The following is an 18,761-nucleotide window of genomic DNA, read 5'->3' on the forward strand; positions in this document are numbered from 1 at the left end:
CTCGCTGCTTCGTCGTACCCGGCATGACGACGACACTCAACCAGCTCACCGGTGACTACGTGCTCGACGCCGCGCGGACGCGGCTCGGGTTCGTCGCGCGCCACCGGATGGCCACCCGGGTGCGCGGCCGGTTCGACGTGTTCGAAGGCGCCGTGCACCTGGACGGCGACGATCCGGCCAGGTCGAGCGCCCAGCTCACGATCCGCGCGGACAGCATCGAAACCGGCGACCGACGCCGCGACGCCCAACTCCGCAAGGACTTCCTCGGCGCGGCGACATACCCGATCATTACCTTCGTGTCGACGAAGGTCGAGCAGGTCGACCCATCCGCCTTCGAAGTAACCGGCGACCTGACGATCCGCGGCATCACACAGTCGGTAACGGTCCCCTTCGAACTCGTCTCCACGCCCGCCGGCGGCATCGCCTTCGCAGCCGCACTGACTATCGAACGCGCCCGGTGGCAGGTCAACTGGAACGCCTTCACCACAGCCCTGGTCGGCCCGACCGTGGTCCTGGACCTCCAGGTCTTCGTTGCCGCCTAGTCCTCGCAGGCGATCCCGTCGTGATCGGAATCCAGACGATAGATATCAGTACCGATCACCTCGATCGGCCCAGCAACGTACTCCGGCCCGTTGCCACTCCCACCCGAACAGTCGACATCACTCGCGATCGGAACGCACCCGGAGTAGTTCGGGTCGCAGTCCGAGGGCTGTTCCGGCTCGTCGACCTTCGTACCGACGGCGGTGATCTGTGTACGCGGTTCCTTAGCAACCTCCTGCCTGAGCAGGTGTTTCGCCGTCTGTACGCCGTTCACGAACGTCACCCGGTACGTCATGCGACGCGTGCCGTTCACGCCTTTGGTGCGGACCGTCTTCTCGCCCTTCGGGAGCGAGTCGTCGGTGACCGTCCTCTTCTTGAACGGGATGGTGCGGAGCTCGACGACCTCCTTCGACGTGGTGGTCGTCGTCGGCTTCGGTGTTGTCGGCTTGGCCTTGGTGATTGGCGTCGGTGCGGTCGTGGGCTCGCTGATGATCGGTGATGGTTGCGGTGTGGTGGTGACGTGGACGCTGGCGATCGCGGCCGGCTGGTCGGCCGTCGTACCCGAGTCCGTTCCACATCCGACGGCGAGTGCGCCGACCGCCACGATCAGCGCAGCACGAATGAATAACACGGTGTTCCCCCCAACCCGCCGTCGGTTCCCCCCGCGGCGGGATTGTCAGCACCCGGACTACCCGAGCGAATTCTGATCTGTACCACCATCCCGAACGCGGGCGCGAGGCCTCGCCGCGGGCTGTGTCGGTTCTGTGACCTACCGTGCGGTACCGCAACAGCACCAGGATCACCCCCGCCAAGCAATCCCACCCCAAACCTGACACACTGTTCCCCTCACCAACTGAGGGCCTCTAGCTCAACTGGCAGAGCAGCGGACTTTTAATCCGCGGGTTGTGGGTTCGAGTCCCACGGGGCCTACAAGTTTCTGTCTGAGTCCGGGTCTTCCTTGACAGGTTGGCTCGGGTTCTTGCTTTACGTGGCTCCGGTAGATGCTTGACGGTGGCTTCGGTTGTTTCTTGACACTCGACTCATGTTGCAGGAGTTGAGCGTGCAGGAGCAGAAGTACCAGGCAGTACTCGCGGTGTTGTCCGACGGCCGGTCGGTGAGCGAGGTCGCGGAGCAGTGGGGTGTGTCACGCCAGTCGGTGCACGCATGGCTTCGCCGTTACGAAGACGAGGGGCTGGTGGGTCTGGTCGCGGTCGCGCCGGCCAGCGTCGTGTCCGCATCAGCTCGGCGGAGTCGTCGAAGCCAAGACCCTCGAGCTGCGCCGGTTCATCCTGGCTGGGCCCCACGGCGGATCCTGTAGGACCTGCAACACACCGCGCCGGGAGTGGCCGACGAGATGGTGCCGTCACGGTCAGCGATCTATCGAGCTTTGGTCCGCGCCGGAGTGATCGACCCACAGACCAGGCGGCGCGACGAGCATTGGCGACGCTGGGAACGGGCCGAGCCGATGGAGCTGTGGCATGGACGTCGTGGGCGGGTTCCTCTTAGCCGACGGCCGCCGCGCGAAGGCGCTCACCGGGATCGGCGACCACTCCCGGTACTGCGTGTGTGCGTAGCTGATGTTCCGCGAGACCGCGCTCAAGGTGTGCGACGGGTTGGCGCTGGCGATGCGCACCCTACGGCGTGCCTGAGCAGATCCTGATCGACGACGCCAAGGTCTTCATCGGCCGGTCCAACCATCCACCGTCGAGGTGTTGTTCGACCGGATCTGCCGCGAGGACGGCATCACCCACCGCCTGACCGAACCCCGCTCATCCTCCACCACCGGCAAGGTGGAACGCTTCCACCGCACCCTGCGCACCGAGTTCCGCGCCGACCGGATCTTCCCCGACTTGCCCACCGCCCAGGCCGAACTCGACACCTGGGTCAGCGGCTACAACCACTCCCGGCCGCACCAGGGGATCGGCATGATCCCACCCATCGAACGCTTCCAGCGCCGCACCTCAGACGCCCTGATCTGGATCCGCTCGGTCCCGAGTTCGGGAGCAAGCCACCGGATACCGAGAAGCTGCGCCGACAGCGGTTGGAGCGGCACGGCACGCGGCTTACCAGCAGGCAGGAATGCGCTCGCTCTCACTCGTTGACATGGCGCCGGCGAATGCTGTCGGGACGTTCGACGTACTACTCGTCAGGCAGCTGCAGACGGTTTGAACAGCCGTCGGATGCCCATTCGATGCGAGCATCGTCCCCCCGAAATCGGGCGTGGTCGCCATCGGCATCGTCCGTCAGCAGGTGACCGAAGACTCGATGCGCGAGATGAAGCGCGACGTGTCGTCCAATGAGAGTCACAAACCACCTTAGGGATCGGGAAGAGCGGGACTCGCCGGTACGGCGAACGCATTTCTGTATGGATCACTACGCTACGAGACGGTGTGACGTCGAGGAGCTATCTGGGGGAACTCTATGCAGTGGTCGTTGGTTTCAACTGAGCTCGGCGGGGTGCCGGTTCTCGTCGAGGCCGTGGCCTTGCCCGGAACGCAGCAGACCGCGAGACCAGGCAGCGTCGAGCGGGCGCACGACATGTTCACCCGGGCACAAGCCATCATCGAGCAGTTCGCCTTGTCCGCCGTGCAGGTCGGCGAGCGAGTCGCCGCCCACAGCCGTCAACCCGATGAGATCGAGATCCAGTTCGGACTGAAGTTCTCGGTGCAGGGCGATGTCGTCATCGCGAGCGCAGGCACCGAGGCGTCCCTGAGCGTCAAGATCGTGTACGGCGATGCGCTGGCAGACCCCACGGGGACGAGCATCGCAGGCCAGGGCGAGGCGAGTGCATCATGAGCGTGCCGTCAATTCAGTCTCACGGCCGGATACTCGATGCGCAGGATCGTCCGGTAGGAACCTGCTTCCAGGTCACGCCAGGAGTGCTGGTGACGGCTCTGCATGTGGTGGATGATGCGTCCCAGGATCAACCTGAACGTGTGGTCCGCTTCGAGCCGTTGGCGGGGCGGGCTGGCGAGGACAGGGCAGAGGCGAGACTAGTTGCTTCCGATGTCGAGCATGACCTCGCGGTCTTGACGACCGACGGGCATCTGCCCACCAGCGCGTCGTACGTCGCGTACTCGGACGATCAGGTTTCCGATACCAGGTTCACGTTGACCGGGTACGCGATGTTGCCGGAGGGCACGGGGTACGCCTCCTACCGGGAGATGCCGACGGCTGGCCGATGGGAGGGAACGGCGACTGACGAGACCGGAGCGAAACTGGGCTGGGCTCGGGCGGACGGTGTACAGCAGGGGATGAGCGGAGCACCAGTTCTCCGCCATGGTGACGGCGCTGTCATCGGGGTGCTCACGGATCGGTACAACAGCCAGGGAGTCTGGTCGTCGGGGCGCATCAAAATCAGCCGAATCGAGTCGATGCTTGCACTCCTCGGAAAGCGTGCGACGTTTGCCGTCGAGTCAAGCCCGGTCCGGGACTTGAAAGACCAGAACCGGCTATCCGAATCCACGATCAATCGCGAAGGACGCCGCACCGACAAGACCTTCGTTCCGCCACCGAGGTGGGAGCAGCACTGCAACGAGGCTCGCGATGCTTTCGCACGAGGCGATATCGTCGTCATCGTGGCCGCGCCAGGGGTCGGGTCGACGACGTTCGCCGAGCAGTTGCTGGCTCATGAGGCGCCGATGGGTATGCAGCTCACGACCTTCGAGCCTGGCGACTGGGACGGCCCAACGACGGCGGTCCTTCGCCCGCGGCCCTGGTACGCGCACGTTCTCGACCTCCGCGATCCGGACACGGACCGGCTGTCCCCGCAGTTCCTGGATGGTCTGACGCAGCTCGCGGATTGCTACCGGGACATGCAGGCCTGCCTGGTGCTGACCGTTCGGGCTGACCTCTGGCGGGCAGTCGCGAGCCGACCGATCGCAGGCATCCATGTTCTCCGGCTCGACGAGGGGCCGGACTCGCTGAGCTTGGTCGAGCGTCGAATCAAGCAGCCGGCTGCCGCCTTGGTGCCGCACCTAAATGACCCGAAGGTCAAGCCGCATCTTCAGGAGTTGAGCGCTGTCCAGGCTGCCGAGGCAGCGCAGACGATCCTGCACGAGTGGGCCTTGTTGTCCGTCGAAGAAGATGAAGCCGAGTGGTGCGATCACCTCGCGAAGGTTCTCGACAATCACACCGGCGAGCTGAACGGCGTGTTCGTACCGTCTGGAACCCCGTCGCAGGCAGAGCTGTTGTCGAACGATGATCGGTGCCTGCTCATCGCTCTAGGGTGCCTTCGGAGCGTTCAGCTTGCCGAACTGGATTCGGTCAGCAAATCCCTCTCCGCGTACCTTCAGCGGATACCGCAGCCCAGGGACGATGGCAAGGCATCGGCATACGAGGCCCTCGGCGGCCCCGGGCTCCGTGGGCGCATCGCCCGCATCAAAGCGCGTGTGCGCCCGGGTGAAATCGTCGTCTTCAATCAGTCCGCTTTCGGCGATGCGGCAGTCCGTTATGTTTGGGACAACTATCCGACGTCGCGCCCGCCGATCGCTGAGTGGCTGATCCGCCTTGCGGTCAAGGACGCGGGTCGGCAACAGGTCGCGAAGGAGTGGCTGTCCGAGCTGGTGCGCCGTCACCAGGACGTGGACTTCATCAAGAAGAAGATGCAGAAGCTAGCCATCGAGCAGGATTGCCCATGGCTGCTCGCCGAGGTCCTGTACGACGGGGCGAAGGATCCTCACATGAGACGTCGGTGTGAGCGCGTCCTCTACGACTGGGCTCTCAATGAGGAGCTGCAGGGCGTCGTCGTCGCGGTGGCAGAGCGACTGCTGCTGGATGGTGAGCGATCGGAGATCGCCGTGCGACGGCTACAGCGCGTCGCTGACGAGACGAGCAAGGAGACGATCAGCGCGTCTGTTCTCGCGGCGTTCGAAGCAGCTCTGCAGCATCCGGGGGCGCGACCGCATTTCATCGCGAGCGCGGCGGTGTGGCTGAAGCAGGATGCTTCGAAGCCCTCGGCAAAGCTTGCGCTGCGTGTGCTCGTGAGTGCGGATGTCGGCAGTCTACCTTGGCTGCTGAGCGAGCAAGCGGCCGAGATCGATCTGCAGCTTGTGCTTGGGGAGGCGTTGGCCGACGACATCACTCATGATGCGATCGTGACAATCCTGGCCAAGGCGAGCCTCGTCGAGACTCACTACGCACGTGTTGTGGACGCCGTGGCGGCGGCTGCTGTCCAGCAAGGCGCGGGTATGGCGCTCTATAGGCTCCTCGCACGTTTCGGTAGCGAGGATCGGTTCTCGGGACGCGATCCTGAGGGAGACATCCAATCGAAGGTGAAGCTGGTCGCTGCCGGAGGTAATGCGCCACCTGAGGCCCTCACGGTTATATGAGGTGGCGCAGACGGCGGGTCGAGTTGGCGTTCCCGGAGACGAACCGGCTTCGTACCGCACTCGACGGCGTGAACTTCGACGCCCGCGTGATCGTCAGGTTCGTGCCCAGTCGCAAGGACCACTTCGATCGGGAGAGCCTGGTGCGGACGCGGGTTGTCGAGAGCGCGTCCAACATCTCGAGGGCGTACGCCGCCGACGACCTGTCGGCGGCTCAGGCCGCGATCAACGCGGAGCTAGGGTGCCCGAGCGACTGCGCGGACGGCTACTACCGAAGGCTGACGGCCAGAGTTGAGCTTGGGGTGAGCGCGGACGCGGCGCGGGCCGCGGCGCAGAATCGACAGGATGAGGAGCGTGTTGCCCGGCTGCGACATCTGAGGTCAGTGCTCTACACGGATCCGGGTCTGCTGGCCATCGATCATCTCGATCGCAACCCAGGTGCCCCGGTGGACCGCAAGGTGATTCGGGAGTATTACGCAATAGCCAATCATTTCCGGGAAGCCGAGGAGTGGTGGTCGCCGCTGATGCTGGCCTGGAGCGAGCTCGCTACCGAGGCCGCAGGATCGCCGAACGGAGGCACCGTGGCGATGGACGGCCTGCTGGAGGCCATCAACAACCTCGACGCCAGGCTGGCGGCTAGGCATTCGGTGCCACGCCGGCCATCTGGCAGCTAGCTCCCCGACATCACGCTCGCATCGAGGAATACCAGTTGACGATTATCCTCGGTGCCGTCCGCCGTCTGGTCTGTTCCGCGTACCGGAGCCCGTTCGTCGTCTTCCTCGAGCACGAACCCGCCATCCGAGTCGGGCACGAGGGTGACGAGGTCGCTGGCCAGGAACTCGGCAGTATTCGCCACGTTCCGGAGCAGGTGGCGCATCTCGTCGGCGGTGTGCCGCGGTCGCGCCGAAAGGTACTGCCGAGGGATACGTATGAGCTGAGGCCAGTCGGTCTGTCCGCACAGTTGAAGTGCTCCCCAGAACTGGCGCCACGGTATGCACGATGGTGGCGGCATCGTCCCGGTCGCGCCCCAGGCTTCGGCTGGTCGGCGCTTCTTGTGTGAGAAGTCGTAGCGCACCAGTCGCTTGCGGTTTCCGCGTTTCGGCGAGCCGTGCGTGGCGAGCTCGGGTGAGAGCGCCCGGGCAACGTCGGCTGTGGTCAGTAGGACCATCCACTCGGCGAACCACCAGGCCGATCCACTGCGACGGAACGCGAGCTCAGTTACAGGCACACCGTCTTGCTGCGCTTCCTGCGCAAGCTCGCCGGTCCAATCGGGTTGTGGGAAGGCGTAGAACGGCTGGCGACTCAGCGGTCGATGGAGATACTCCCACAGCTGTCCGATGTCGACCTTGACGTCCTGAAGGTCCGGACCAGTCATCGTCAAGGTCTTGAGCTCGATCTGGACAGCCTTGCCCGGTCGAGTCGGTAACCAGTCGATGTTGATGTCCTCGCCCGTGGCCGGCCACCACAGTGCCGCATTCGACCTGTACCGGTACGCCAGGTACAGGCTCGACCAGTGCTCGAGCGTCTTCTCAGGTACGGAGACCGATGCCACCCCCGGATGCTACTCGCGCTCCGAGCCAGTCGAATACACGCTGCACCAAGGCGGACGATGACGTGTGCTGGTGGAGCGAAGAGGCAGCAATCCGGAGGACTGCTGATACCAGGAGCAGTCTGGTCGACCTCAGTGCTGGTGCCGTCGTGCTGTTCGCCATTGTTGTCGCGGCCGAAGACGCAATCTCGAGCATGTCCCGATCCCAGAGGATCTGCCGACAAGTCCTCGCCGCGCCAGCAGCCGCGGCACCGTGGCGAAGCAGGTCCCCTCCGACAACGTCCCCTGCCGACATAGGTTTGTGGAGGCGGCGGTCGATGGCTGAAGGCCCTACGCACGACCGACCGTACGGGCAGCGAGTCGATGTCGCGCCGCGCCGCGCCGCCCCTGATCGTGACCGGCCAGGCGCCGCCGATGGAGAGTGAGCTCGGGCGTCATGGGATCGAGCCTCCACCGATAGATCGGGCCGCGAGACAGTGGCCCGCATGCTCTCGTTCGCAGGACGAACAGCCACGGTTGCCAATGTAGAAATCTGCGGCTAGGGACGCTGGCGCGTCTTCTGCAGCTTTGGCCGCTTGCTGAGCGGTGTGAGCCCGCGGCGAGTCTTCAGTAGGCTCTCGTCCTTCGTGTTCTCGCGCACGGTCAATCGGCTGAGGATTCGTTGCTGCGTTTCCGGTGTCCAGAACACGGCAAGCTGTTGGCGAGCTCGGGTGATCGCCGTGTAGAAGATGTTGTGAGAGATCCGTTCTTCGCTGGCGTCAGTGATGACGACCTTGACCGAGTCGAATTCGAGGCCTTGGGCCTTGTGGATCGATACTGCGTACGCAATCTGAAACGGGATCAACGTGTTGACTGTGTCGTCATCATCGTCGCTGCTCGCGCGCTCGAAGACGTCGAACTGGACCGTCGTGCCCTCGACCCAGCGCAGATCCGTGCCGAGCACGTCGCGTGCCGTGACGTCCCGTTCGAGATCGACGTCGAACGTGATCCGACCGGGCACGCGGTCGATGCCGACGATCGTGCCCTTCATGTTGTTGAAGATGACGGGGCGGAATCGGTCGGAGTCGCTAAACAGCACAGGGTCGTTGACCTTGTAGATGGACTCGCCCCAGCTCACAGCGGGCCTGGGACTGCTCGCTTGAAGGAACCGATTCACGTTGTTGATGCCGTAGAGCCCGTCGTAGTTCAGGCAGAGCACGATCTCGTCGTCGCTCTGGCGCGTGAAGAGCGAGCTCCCCAGGACAGCTGAGTAGCCGTTCTTCGCGAGGGACTCTTCGATGCGGTCGTCGAGGTTCCGCACCCTGTCCCACAGCGTGAGCAGCGCCTGGTCATCGGTCCGGAAGGGCTTGGTGAGTTCGAAGACAGACTCGGGCGGGATGTAGGAGCGGGCGATGCTGAACCAGTTCCCGAACTCGATCGACTCGATCTGGTAGACGTCGCCGACGAGTACCAGCATGTCAAAGCTTGTGTTCTCGAGCACCTCGAGCAGGCTCGCGTTGCTCACGATGCTGCACTCATCGATCACCAATACGTCGTGGTGCGAACTGAATGACGAGTTTCGTTTAAGGTGCTTTGTGATCGTGCTGAACTCCGCATTCGGCGCGTCGACCCGTCGCCTCAGGTTGTCGACCGCTGGGTTGGTGTGCGCGAGGAAGAGTTTGCGCTCGTCAGAGAAATAGTTGGCGATGTGCTTCACCATCGTCGACTTGCCGGTGCCGGCCGCGCCGTAGACGAGGGCTACCTTTGAGTGCCGGAAGAGGGCCTTCAAGGCGTCCGCTTTCAATGGGTCGTCGATCGCGTCCGGGTTTGCATCCAACCACTGCTGGACACCGTCGCCGTGCTCATCGAGTCCCTCGCCGGCGATGTCCTGCAGTTTCTCGATGATCGCGACGGTACCGTCCTCGTATCCGACCATGAACACGTGCCCGATTTCGTGTTTGAGCTTCCGAGGTGCGTGTCGAGCAGTTGGTGGGAGCAGCAGGTTGTAGCGGTTAATTAGCGAGTCGACGTCGCCAAGGTCCTCGAACTCTGCAGCTGGCGTATAGATCGTGCCGTCCTGTTCGACGTTGATCCTGACTCGGCGTGCCAGCAGCTCATGCGGTCGAGTCGTGGCATCGAGGCTCGCGGCGAGGTCCGCGAAGCGGGGGTTGTGTCCGCGAGGTGACGTGCAGAACGGCATCGTGTCGAACGGAAGGCAGCTCCAGGACAATCGCAGGTTCGACAGGCGGGCGCAGGGAGCCGGGTCGAACTGGGCCTTGATGACCTGATTGCGCATCTGAAGCAACAGATACCGCAGCACGCTGGATCCAGGACGCTCGGCGCGAATGAGCTTCCGCGCTTCGTCGAGCACCGGAAAGATCTGGGCTGCTCGTTGCGAGCCCGTGAGCGCCCAGCTGCGGAGCTGGGCGTAACTCTGGTCGGTCATGTCGACGAGATCGAGGAGGCTCGAATGCATCGTGGTGAGGTACTGCATCAGGTTGCGGTACTCGGTGTGACCCGACTGGACTCGCGACACCTGGTTGAAGAAGCGAGCGAAGTTGTTGAACTCGCAGGGGCGGATCGAGACCTCCCACGAGCGGATGATCAAGATCGGCATGGTCTGGCCTAGCACTGTGATCGAGTCGCTCGACAGGCCCAGATGCGCCGCGTACTTGTCCGTCATATCGATGTCGGTGAACGCGATCGTGCGGTTGAACTTGCTCGTCCAGTCGTGGGCCGGCGAGAAGGTGACTTCGTAGTAGATACGACCGCCCAGGAAGAACGGTCGCGAGCTGTGGACGTAATAGCGCTCGCGACGAGGCTCCGTCGACGCTACGCGGGTGGCTTCGATGCGCGCGGCGATCTTCTCGTGGTACTCGCGCAATGACGGATCAAGGTCGATCGGGAATGTCTCGAGGTTGTCGAGGATCGCGATGCCGAACTGCTTCATCGCGAGATCTCGGGTTCGGAGCAGATACCCGTAGTACTTGAGCATCAGGCGCTCAGACGGATCGCCATCCAGGCTGTAGTGCGAGGTACTGGCCTGAAGCAGGTCGTGGAACCGGCTCAGCAGCCGATACCTTGCGATCGCCCTGACGAGGTCCAGCGCTGGCGCGACCTGGTTGTAGTGGAACTCGACCGAGCGGTCGTTGAGATGAGCCCAGACCACGAGCCCCTCGACTAGATTCCGGAGCTGCGCGAGCACATTCTGAGAGATGAAGCCTCGATCGCCGACAGAGCTGGCGATGTTCTGGCAGATGACACTGTTCGCGCTCCGAACCTGTTGCTCTACCGACGCCATCGCTCTTACCCCGTCTCGCTTGTCGCCCTGAGCCCCGCGACCGGAGAACATGTTCGCAGACAACCGATGGGTCGCAACAGTCCTGAGTTGTCCGCCATTAGTCAGCAAAATCAACGGACGACGTTGGTTGAGCACCATCACCGATGAGAAGGCTGGCGCTGTGAATCCGCAGGTGACGGGTAGATTTGCCAAATGATGACAAATGCTGAGCGCATTCTTGCCAGAATCCGCGGGTTGTGGGTTCGAGTCCCATGGGGACCGCGAGCAATTGGGGGCTGAACTGGGGTCAGGTCGCTGTTGGTTGCTGCCGGGTCAGGGTGGCGTAGTGGTGGAGGAATAGGGCTTCGGTTAGGGACATGGATTCTAGTTCGGTGGGGTCTACGCTTTCGTTGGGGGCGTGGATGAGGGTCTGGGGTTCTTCGACGCCGATCAGGATTAGTTCGGCTTGTGGGTAGGTTTCCTGGAAGACGTTGCACAGGGGGATCGATCCGCCCTGGCCGAGGCTTGTCATCGGTCGGTCGTAGGCCTCCTGCATGGCGGTGGCCATGGCGCGGTACGCCGGGCCGTCGGTGGCCGCCTCGAACGGAGCGCCGGCGGCCTCGACGTCCACCGTGAGGTGTACGCCCCACGGGGCGGCGGCAGTCAGGTGTTCGATGAGGGCACGCTGGGCGACCTCGGGCGACAGGCCGGGCGGGATGCGCAGGTTCAGTCGCGCGGCGGCCTTGGGGACTACGGCGGCAGCCGAGCCGACTACCGGTGGGCAGTCGATGCCGAGGATGGTCACCGCCGGCCGGGCCCACAGCATGTCGGACACACTGCCGTCTCCGAGCAGCGAGACTCCCTCCAGGACTCCGGCGTCCGCGGTGAACTGGTCGGTCGGGTACGGCGCACCCGACCAGGTGCGGGTGTTGTCCAGCCCGGTGATCGTGGTGTTCCCGTTCGCATCACGCAGTGAGGACAGCATCGACACCAGGGCGGCGAGGGCATCAGGCGCGGGACCGCCGAACATCCCGGAGTGGATCTCCGAAGCGAGGGCCTCGACGGTGACGACGACGTTGACCATGCCGCGAAGGCTCACGGTGGCTGCCGGGTGGCCGACCGCGGCGTTGCCGGTGTCGCAGACCAGGATCGCATCGGCACGGAGGAGCTCCGCGTTGTCCGGAACGAACGCCTCGAGGCCGCCGGTGCCCTGCTCCTCGGAACCCTCGACCACCAGCTTCAAGTCGACCGGGAGTTCATCCCCGAGCGCCCGCAGCGCCGCCAGGTGCATGACGATATTGCCCTTGCAGTCGGCTGCTCCGCGGCCGTACCAGCGGCCGTCGACCTCGGTCAGCTCGAACGGGCGCGTGCGCCAGGCGGCGTCGTCGAGCGGAGGCTGTACGTCGTAATGGGCGTACAGCAGCACGGTGGGAGCCCCTGCGTCAGAGCACTTCCTGGATCCGACGACGGCCATGCTACCGTCCGCGGTCTCTTCGAGATGGGCGTCGGCGAACCCGATCTCCGCGAACTTCTCCAGCACCCACTGAGCGGCGCGCTCGCACTCCGCCGCGGGGTACTGGCGGGGGTCGGCCACCGATCGCAGCGCGACGAGCTCGGCGAGTTCGTCGCGTGCCACCGGCATCAGTTCCGCGATGCGCTGCCGCAGGTCCGCCATCTCAGCTGCCTGCCACGTCGTCGGTCTTGAGGTCGTCGACGAACTGCTGGAAGTCCTCCAGTTCGTCGGGACAGTAGATCTTGATGATCAGCAGCTGACCGCGAACGATGCCGCTGTCCGCGATCACCGGCCGGATGCCGGGCCCGGCGGCGCCGTTGGTCAGCAGTGACAGGAAGGTTCCCTTGCTGAGCGCCTCGTTCGGGTTGTTGCAGGTCGCTCCTCCGTCGTTCCCGAGCACGCGGACGATCTGGTCCCGATCGGGGGTGCGGGCCCCCGCGGCCGCGAGCGCGGCGATCAGCTGGTCGGCCTTCTGGTCGGCCTCGTTGCTCTGCTTCTGGGAGCGGAAGGTGAGCAGCCCCACGAGCAGCAGGACGCCGAGGACGATACAGGCCGTGACGTAGATCCACGTCCGTTCGTGGCGGGGTTGGGTCTCGACAGGTGTGGTCATGACGGCGGCACCGCCTCGGGCTCAGGCTGCTTCCAGGAAGGCTTGCGGAACCGGTAGAACAGGAACGGCACGAGCAGGCCGAGACCGAGGGCACCGCCGGCGACGATCAGCAGGTACCACCAGGTGTTGCCGGACTCGAACTGTGAGGGCGGGATGAACCCGACCAGCAGAGCGGCGAGCGAGGCCGCGAACCCGACGCCGCACATCGCGACGAGCATCGGCGCACGATAGCCACGGGCGTGGTCGGGGTCCTTGCGTCGCAGCTGGACCGCGGCCACGAACATCAGCAGGTACATGATCAGATACACCTGCGTCGTGATCACCGAGAAGACCCAGTACGCGCTCGACACATCGGGGATGAGCGCATACGCGAGGCCGATCACGGTGGTGATCAGGCCTTGCACGACCAGGATGTTCTGCTGGACGCCGTTCTTGTTGAGTCGCTGGAGGTACGGCGGGAGGTAGCCCTCCTGGCGGGAGATCATCAGCAGGCCCTTGGACGGTCCGGCCAGCCAGGTCAGCATGCCGCCGAGGGACGCGGTGACCAGCATGATCCCGACGATCGGGGTCAGCCATTGCCAGCCGAAGTTGGCGAAGACCGCGTCGAAGGCCTGCATGACGCCGGCAGTGAGGGAGAGCTCCTTGGCGGGGACGATCCAGCTGATCGCCAGCGCGGGGAGGATGAAGATCGCGAGCACCAGGCCCATGGCCAGGAAGATCGCCTTCGGGAACTCCTTCGGCGGGTTCTTCAGCGAGCCCACATGGACCGCGTTCATCTCCATACCGGAGTAGGACAGGAAGTTGTTGACGATGAGCACGAGACTCGACAGGCCGGCCCAGGCCGGGAAGATGTTGTCCGACGTCATCGGTGCGGCCGAGGCGTTGCCTTGGCCGAGGAAGACGATGCCGAGGGTGACCAGGACGACGCCCGGGATCAACGTCCCGATGATCAGACCGCCGCTGGCCAGGCCGGCGACGCCCTTGGTGCCGCGCGAAGAGACCCAGACGCCGGACCAGTAGACGACGATGATGACCGCCGCGGTCCACACGCCACTGCTGGCAAGGTCGGGATTGAACACGTAGGCGAGGGTGCTGGCGACGAATCCGAGCAGGCTCGGATAGTAGAAGATCGTCATCGCGAACTGGCACCACACCGCCAGGAAGCCCATCGGCTTCGAGACGCCTTCCGAGACCCACCGGTAGACGCCGCCGTTCCAGCCGGACGCCAGTTCCGCCGACACCAGCGAGGTGGGCAGCAGGAACACGACCGCCGGCAACAGGTAGAGGAAGACGCACGCCAGGCCATAAACCGCCATTGTCGGTGCCGCCCTGAGGCTAGCCACCGAACTCGTCGTCATCATCCCCAGCGCGACCCACGAGATCCACTGGGTGCTGGCAGCACGTGTGCGTCCGGCGGCAACGGCATCGGCGCCGTCTGCCGGTACGTCCGCTGCGCTCATGACATTCCTCGAGGTAGCGCTCGGATGTCCATCACAGAGCCTCCGCCCCGGGCCCCAGTCAGTGGGCCCCTGATGACAGTCTGGAACCGGCCGGTTTGCCCGAGCCTCATCCCCGCCGGATGAAGGTGCCGGGGGGCGCCATCACCTCGGCATCAGTCGTTTGATCGGGCCCTACTGAACGATTCGAAGGTCGCGCTCGGTGTTGTTGAGCCGACGGCCGCCGGCCTCGGTGACGGTCACGATGTCCTCGATCCGTACTCCGAACTCGCCGGCCAGGTAGATGCCAGGCTCGACGGAGAAGCACATCCCGGGCACCAGCGGCTGCTCCTCACCCTCGATCATGTACGGCGGTTCGTGGGTCGTCGTACCGATGCCGTGTCCGGTGCGATGGATGAACCGCTCGCCGTAGCCCGCGTCCGTGATCACCTTCCGCGCGGCCCGATCGATCTCCTGACATGCGACCCCCGGCCGGACCGCCTCCACACCGGCCTGCTGAGCCAATCGCACGATTTCGTGCACCTCACGGGCCTTGGCCGACGGCTCGCCCACGCAAACCGTGCGGCTGGTGTCCGATCCGTACCCGTACATCAGCCCGCCGAAGTCGAGGACGATCACGTCCCCGACCTCGATGACGCGGTCACCGGCTTCGTGGTGGGGATTGGCGCCGTTGGGGCCCGAGCCGACCACGGTGAAGTCGACCTGCTCGTGCCCGAACTCCCGCAGCAACCGCGCCAGATCGGCCGCGACGTCGGTCTCCTTCCGGCCGGCGAACCGGACTCCGACGATCTGCTCGTACGTCGCATCCGCCGCGGCGCCCGCCGCGTCCAGCCGGGCGAGTTCGTCAGCGTCCTTGACCGCCCGGAGCATCGGTAGGCTCCGCGTGAGCGATCGGTACGAGCATCCGGGCACCGCCTCCTGCAAACCGAGCAGGTGCATCGCCCACGCCGAGTCCGCGATGCCCATGACGCCGGTCTCGCCGAGGTAGCGGGCGGCCCTCGCGAACGGGTCCTCCCCGTCGGCCCAGTCCACGATCGTGAGGCCCGGCGCGCCCACGGCCCCTTCGGCGTCCGGCCGCTCCAGGGTCGGCACCAGCAGCGTCGGCTCCCGGCCCGGGGTCAGGACGAGCATCGTCAGCCGCTCGGTGATGGCGGTGGGCTGGTACCCGGTGAGCCAGACCAAGTCCGGCCCGGGGGTAATGAGGAGCCCGTCCAACCCCGCGGTCTCAGCGTCAGCCGTGACGCGTCGCATCCGGGCCGAGTAGTCCTCGGCCGTGAACGGAGCCGGTGCCGTCGGCTGGGTCGTTGTCATCTGTTCCTCCCGGAAACGGGCTTCGCTTCAGGCTTGCTCTGGGCTGGGTCGTCCGGCGGATGCCGAGGTCGGCAGGGTGTGGGTGTGGGCGGCTGCTGCTGCGGCGGCGTCGTACAAGGTCCCGGTCGCCGCGCGGTGCCGTCCGATCACGAACGCCATCAGAACGCCGAGGAAACTGAAGATCGCCATCGTCCAGGAGGCCGCGGCCAGGCCCGAGGCCAGCGCATCACCCTGCGACTTGCCATCGGCGGTCCGGTTGCCGATCACCGTGCCGTAGATGGTGGCGGCCAGAGCGGTCGCCACCGCGGCTCCGACGTACCGGGCCATGTTGGAGACACCGGAGGCTCCGCCGACCTCGTTCTCCGGCACCGACGCCGTTGCCGCCGACGACGACGGACCGTTCGACAGTCCCATGCCCACCGCGATGGCAACCAGCGGCAGCAGGAACGCGGCGTACGTCCACGAAGCGCCGACGAAGCCCACGATGACGAATCCGAGCGTGGAGAGGGCGAACCCGGCGCCGATCGTCTGCCGGCCGCCGAACTTCGCCGCCAGCCGTGGTACGAAAGGCGCCACGACGACGAGACCGACGGTCGCCGGCAACGTCGCCAGCCCTGCGTCGAGCGAGCTGAAGTTCAGGGCAGCGGGTTCCTGGAAGTAGAGGCTGAGCAGGTACATCAGTGCGTTGATCGTGCCCGCACCGATCAGAATCGCAATGGTCGAGCCCACCAGGACGCGGTTGCGCAGCAGCGAGAGGTCCAGCATCGGTACGGCGACCCGTCCCTCGACGACGATGAACGCGTACCCGGCACCGATCGAGATCGCGAAGCACCCCAGGGTGGCCCAGGACAGCCATCCCCAGTCGCTGCTCTTGGTGACTCCGAGGATCAGCGGTGTCAGCGTCAGCGCGATGAGTACGCTGCCCGCGTAGTCGATGGTCGCCGGTCGATCTGGGTCCCTTGACTCGCTCACCGTCGCGGCGGTCAGCACCATGCAGAGCACAGCCACTCCGGCGTCGATCCAGAACAGCCCCTGCCACCCGCTGAGGTCGACGAGTACGCCGCCGGCCAACGGGCCGGCGGCCGCGCCGACGGCCGCGGCCGCGCCCCACAGCGACACCGCCCGCAACTGCGCGGAGCCTTCGTTGGCGACCGTGAGCAGGCTCAGGCCGCACGCGAGAATGGTCGCCCCGGCCGCGCCCTGGATGACGCGTCCGGCGATCACCATCCCGCCGGACCCGGCAAGCGCGATCATCACGCACGACGCCACGAACAGTAGCAGGCCCAGCTGGAAGATCCGCCTGCGGCCGAAGACGTCACCCAACGAGCCCGAGGTGACGATCACGGCGGCACCGACCAGCGAATAGCCGGTCACAGCCCACTGCAGCGTCTGGACCGAAGTGCCGGTGTCCTTCGAGATGGCGGGAAGAAGGATGCTGACCGCCGAGGTGTTCGCGTTGACCACGAGCGTCGAGATGCACGTGGCCGCGAGTACCCCACTGGCCTTGTTACTGACCTGTTCGGCGTCGCCCATGCGTTTCCTCCCGTTCCCGGCCAGGCCGATCGAGGCAACGGTAGGGCGGCCACCTGCCCGGCAACCTCACCTCCTGCGGACGAGCCGGGCTCGCGAGTGATCCCATCAGCGCGTCGAGCCCGGTCCCGGCCGGGGAGGCCAGAGCAGCGATGGATCCGACCCGCCTGTGGGAGAATCCGCCATGGTGGCCGACAGGTGGGTTACGGAGTACGTGCGCGTCGATGGGAAGTCTGTCCACCTGAAGCGCAGCTCGGGTGGCAGCGGTGTGCCTCTCGTCCACATTCACGGCTTCGGCATCTCTGGCGCCTACCTGATGCCCACGGCACGAGTCCTGGCCGGCCGATGGCTGAACGTCGTCCCGGACCTGCCGGGCTACGGCCGCAGCGAACGGCGCGACCACGTCCTGGACGTTCACGCTCTGGCTGGCGCCCTGCTGTCGATCCTGGATGCACTGGGCATCGACCAGGCTGTGCTGATCGGGAACTCGATGGGTTGTCCGATCGGGCTCGAGGTGGCGCATGAGGCGCCCGAGCGCGTCGATCGCCTTGTCCTGGTGTCTCCTGCCGGGGGCCTACAGAACCAGCCGCTGCCTCGCGGGCTCGGTCAGTTGGCTCTGGACGTGATGCGAGAGAGCCCCGCGATGGTCCCGGTCGCGCTGCCGGACTACCTGAGGTTCGGGCCGATCAACGGCCTGCGCCTGTTCCACCAGCTGACCCGCTTCCCGTCCCTGGAGCGATTGCTTCACAGCCCTGTTCCGACGTTGGCCGTCCTCGGTGGCCGTGATCCGCTGATGCCGTCTCCGTCCCGTGTCGGTGAGGTGGCGCGGCTTGCTTCCGGGCATCTGGTGGTCGCGCTCGTAGAACGCGCGGCGCACGCCGTGAACTTCAGTCACCCGGAGGAGTTGGCGAACCTGATCGAGGCCTGGCTGGACGGTCGGCTGCTCGCTGGAGGCACTCAACTCCCTGCCGGGGTTCGCGTTATCTACTCCTGACACTTGCTCGAGCACGAGCTGGCGTGGATGCGAACGTTCTCGGATCTGCGGCTACTCACCCAGGAGGATGAATTGGAATCCGATGAGGGCTGCCCGTTGACGCCGCACTTGTGGACGACCAGCGACTCGTATGCCGCCCAGCCGGACTTCCGGATCAGCTTCACGACCGGCTTTGCCTTGGCGGTGGTGGGGATGTGGATCGTGTAGAGCGCGCCGGCCTTCGTGGTCATCAGGAGGGTGTCGTACGCCCTCTCCTCGCTGATTTGCTGTTGCTGTTCAGACCGTACAGGTACGCGGGCCGGGATCCCTTGAGGGGATAGGTTCGAGCCCAGCAGGAACAGGCCGAAGGCGTAGTACTGGGTGCCCGCGGCGTTCCAAGCCAGGTACCACCTGTCCATGAAGCGGGTGGCGAAGAACTTCGAGTACACGTACGGCGGGTACACCGGAGTCGGCGGCTTGTGCGCGGTGATGTCGACGGTGTCCACGACGTTCGCCGTGGTCGGCCAGACGACCGAGTTCCAGCACGTGTCGGTAGCAGCGGCGGCTGAGCCGGGCGCGGCGGCGGCCGTTGGTGTGGCGCTGGCGGTGGTGGTGGCAGTGGAGGCCAGCAGACCGCAGCTTTGTGCAACGTCCTGCATCACTCGTGGCACCCGTGGAGAAATCGTCGTTGG

The 18,761-nt window shown here is 65.3% G+C and carries 14 protein-coding genes, 1 tRNA gene and 1 pseudogene; 7 read left to right on the plus strand and 9 right to left on the minus strand.

Going from position 1 to position 18,761, the window contains the following annotated elements; translation table 11 throughout:
• Nucleotides 1–23: 23 nt before the first annotated feature.
• Entirely contained in the window at nt 24–542 is a 519-nt protein-coding gene (locus ACQPYH_RS04415; RefSeq protein ID WP_432886921.1) for a YceI family protein, read from the plus strand.
• On the opposite strand, the gene ACQPYH_RS04420 is transcribed toward ACQPYH_RS04415, so the two are convergent.
• Nucleotides 539–1,171, minus strand: coding sequence for a G5 domain-containing protein (locus ACQPYH_RS04420; RefSeq protein ID WP_432886924.1), 633 nt, complete (start codon nt 1,169–1,171; stop codon nt 539–541). The genes ACQPYH_RS04415 and ACQPYH_RS04420 overlap by 4 nt on opposite strands.
• Nucleotides 1,172–1,397: 226 nt before the next feature.
• Between ACQPYH_RS04420 and ACQPYH_RS04425 the strand changes: the two genes are divergently transcribed.
• The 5 genes and pseudogenes from ACQPYH_RS04425 (at nt 1,398) to ACQPYH_RS04445 (ending at nt 6,541) form a co-directional block, all read left to right on the plus strand.
• Nucleotides 1,398–1,470: transfer RNA gene (locus tag ACQPYH_RS04425), tRNA-Lys, on the plus strand.
• 115 nt (nt 1,471–1,585) lie between these two features.
• Nucleotides 1,586–2,504 (plus strand): annotated as a pseudogene (locus ACQPYH_RS04430) (IS481 family transposase); the annotation flags it as partial.
• Nucleotides 2,505–2,973: 469 nt separating this feature from the next.
• On the plus strand, nt 2,974–3,336 hold the full coding sequence (locus ACQPYH_RS04435) for a CU044_2847 family protein (protein WP_432886927.1): 363 nt from the start codon (nt 2,974–2,976) through the stop codon (nt 3,334–3,336).
• The gene (locus ACQPYH_RS04440; protein ID WP_432886930.1) at nt 3,333–5,870 is read left to right on the plus strand and encodes a trypsin-like serine peptidase; all 2,538 of its coding nucleotides are present in this window, start codon (nt 3,333–3,335) and stop codon (nt 5,868–5,870) included. Before ACQPYH_RS04435 ends, ACQPYH_RS04440 begins: the two co-directional genes overlap by 4 nt.
• On the plus strand, nt 5,867–6,541 hold the full coding sequence (locus tag ACQPYH_RS04445) for a hypothetical protein (RefSeq protein ID WP_432886933.1): 675 nt from the start codon (nt 5,867–5,869) through the stop codon (nt 6,539–6,541). Before ACQPYH_RS04440 ends, ACQPYH_RS04445 begins: the two co-directional genes overlap by 4 nt.
• On the opposite strand, the gene ACQPYH_RS04450 is transcribed toward ACQPYH_RS04445, so the two are convergent.
• From ACQPYH_RS04450 to ACQPYH_RS04480, 7 genes are all read right to left on the minus strand, one after another.
• Nucleotides 6,538–7,419: a hypothetical protein gene (locus ACQPYH_RS04450; RefSeq protein ID WP_432886936.1), complete on the minus strand. Its 882-nt coding sequence runs from the start codon at nt 7,417–7,419 to the stop codon at nt 6,538–6,540. The genes ACQPYH_RS04445 and ACQPYH_RS04450 overlap by 4 nt on opposite strands.
• Nucleotides 7,420–7,954: 535 nt before the next feature.
• Nucleotides 7,955–10,564, minus strand: a complete 2,610-nt coding sequence (locus tag ACQPYH_RS04455) for an AAA family ATPase (RefSeq protein ID WP_432886939.1) — start codon at nt 10,562–10,564, stop codon at nt 7,955–7,957.
• Nucleotides 10,565–10,982: 418 nt separating this feature from the next.
• Nucleotides 10,983–12,350 (minus strand): dipeptidase, encoded by a 1,368-nt coding sequence (locus ACQPYH_RS04460; RefSeq protein ID WP_432886942.1) that lies wholly within the window; start codon nt 12,348–12,350, stop codon nt 10,983–10,985.
• A 1-nt stretch (nt 12,351) separates the two neighbouring features.
• Nucleotides 12,352–12,798: a hypothetical protein gene (locus tag ACQPYH_RS04465; RefSeq protein ID WP_432886945.1), complete on the minus strand. Its 447-nt coding sequence runs from the start codon at nt 12,796–12,798 to the stop codon at nt 12,352–12,354.
• Nucleotides 12,795–14,258: an APC family permease gene (locus ACQPYH_RS04470; RefSeq protein ID WP_432886948.1), complete on the minus strand. Its 1,464-nt coding sequence runs from the start codon at nt 14,256–14,258 to the stop codon at nt 12,795–12,797. The genes ACQPYH_RS04465 and ACQPYH_RS04470 overlap by 4 nt, the downstream gene beginning before the upstream one ends.
• A gap of 171 nt (nt 14,259–14,429) precedes the next feature.
• The gene (locus tag ACQPYH_RS04475) at nt 14,430–15,566 is read right to left on the minus strand and encodes an aminopeptidase P family protein (protein WP_432886951.1); all 1,137 of its coding nucleotides are present in this window, start codon (nt 15,564–15,566) and stop codon (nt 14,430–14,432) included.
• A gap of 27 nt (nt 15,567–15,593) precedes the next feature.
• Entirely contained in the window at nt 15,594–17,099 is a 1,506-nt protein-coding gene (locus tag ACQPYH_RS04480; RefSeq protein ID WP_432886954.1) for an MFS transporter, read from the minus strand.
• A 181-nt stretch (nt 17,100–17,280) separates the two neighbouring features.
• Between ACQPYH_RS04480 and ACQPYH_RS04485 the strand changes: the two genes are divergently transcribed.
• Nucleotides 17,281–18,090, plus strand: coding sequence for an alpha/beta fold hydrolase (locus ACQPYH_RS04485; protein WP_432886957.1), 810 nt, complete (start codon nt 17,281–17,283; stop codon nt 18,088–18,090).
• Here the strand turns inward: ACQPYH_RS04485 and ACQPYH_RS04490 are convergent.
• A complete protein-coding gene (locus ACQPYH_RS04490) occupies nt 18,081–18,728 on the minus strand; it encodes a hypothetical protein (RefSeq protein ID WP_432886960.1) in 648 nt (215 codons plus the stop codon). The two genes, ACQPYH_RS04485 and ACQPYH_RS04490, sit on opposite strands and share 10 nt — an antisense overlap.
• Nucleotides 18,729–18,761 lie beyond the last annotated feature (33 nt).

Origin of the sequence: Kribbella sp. CA-245084 (assembly GCF_050942355.1) — a bacterium.
Lineage (GTDB): Bacteria > Actinomycetota > Actinomycetes > Propionibacteriales > Kribbellaceae > Kribbella.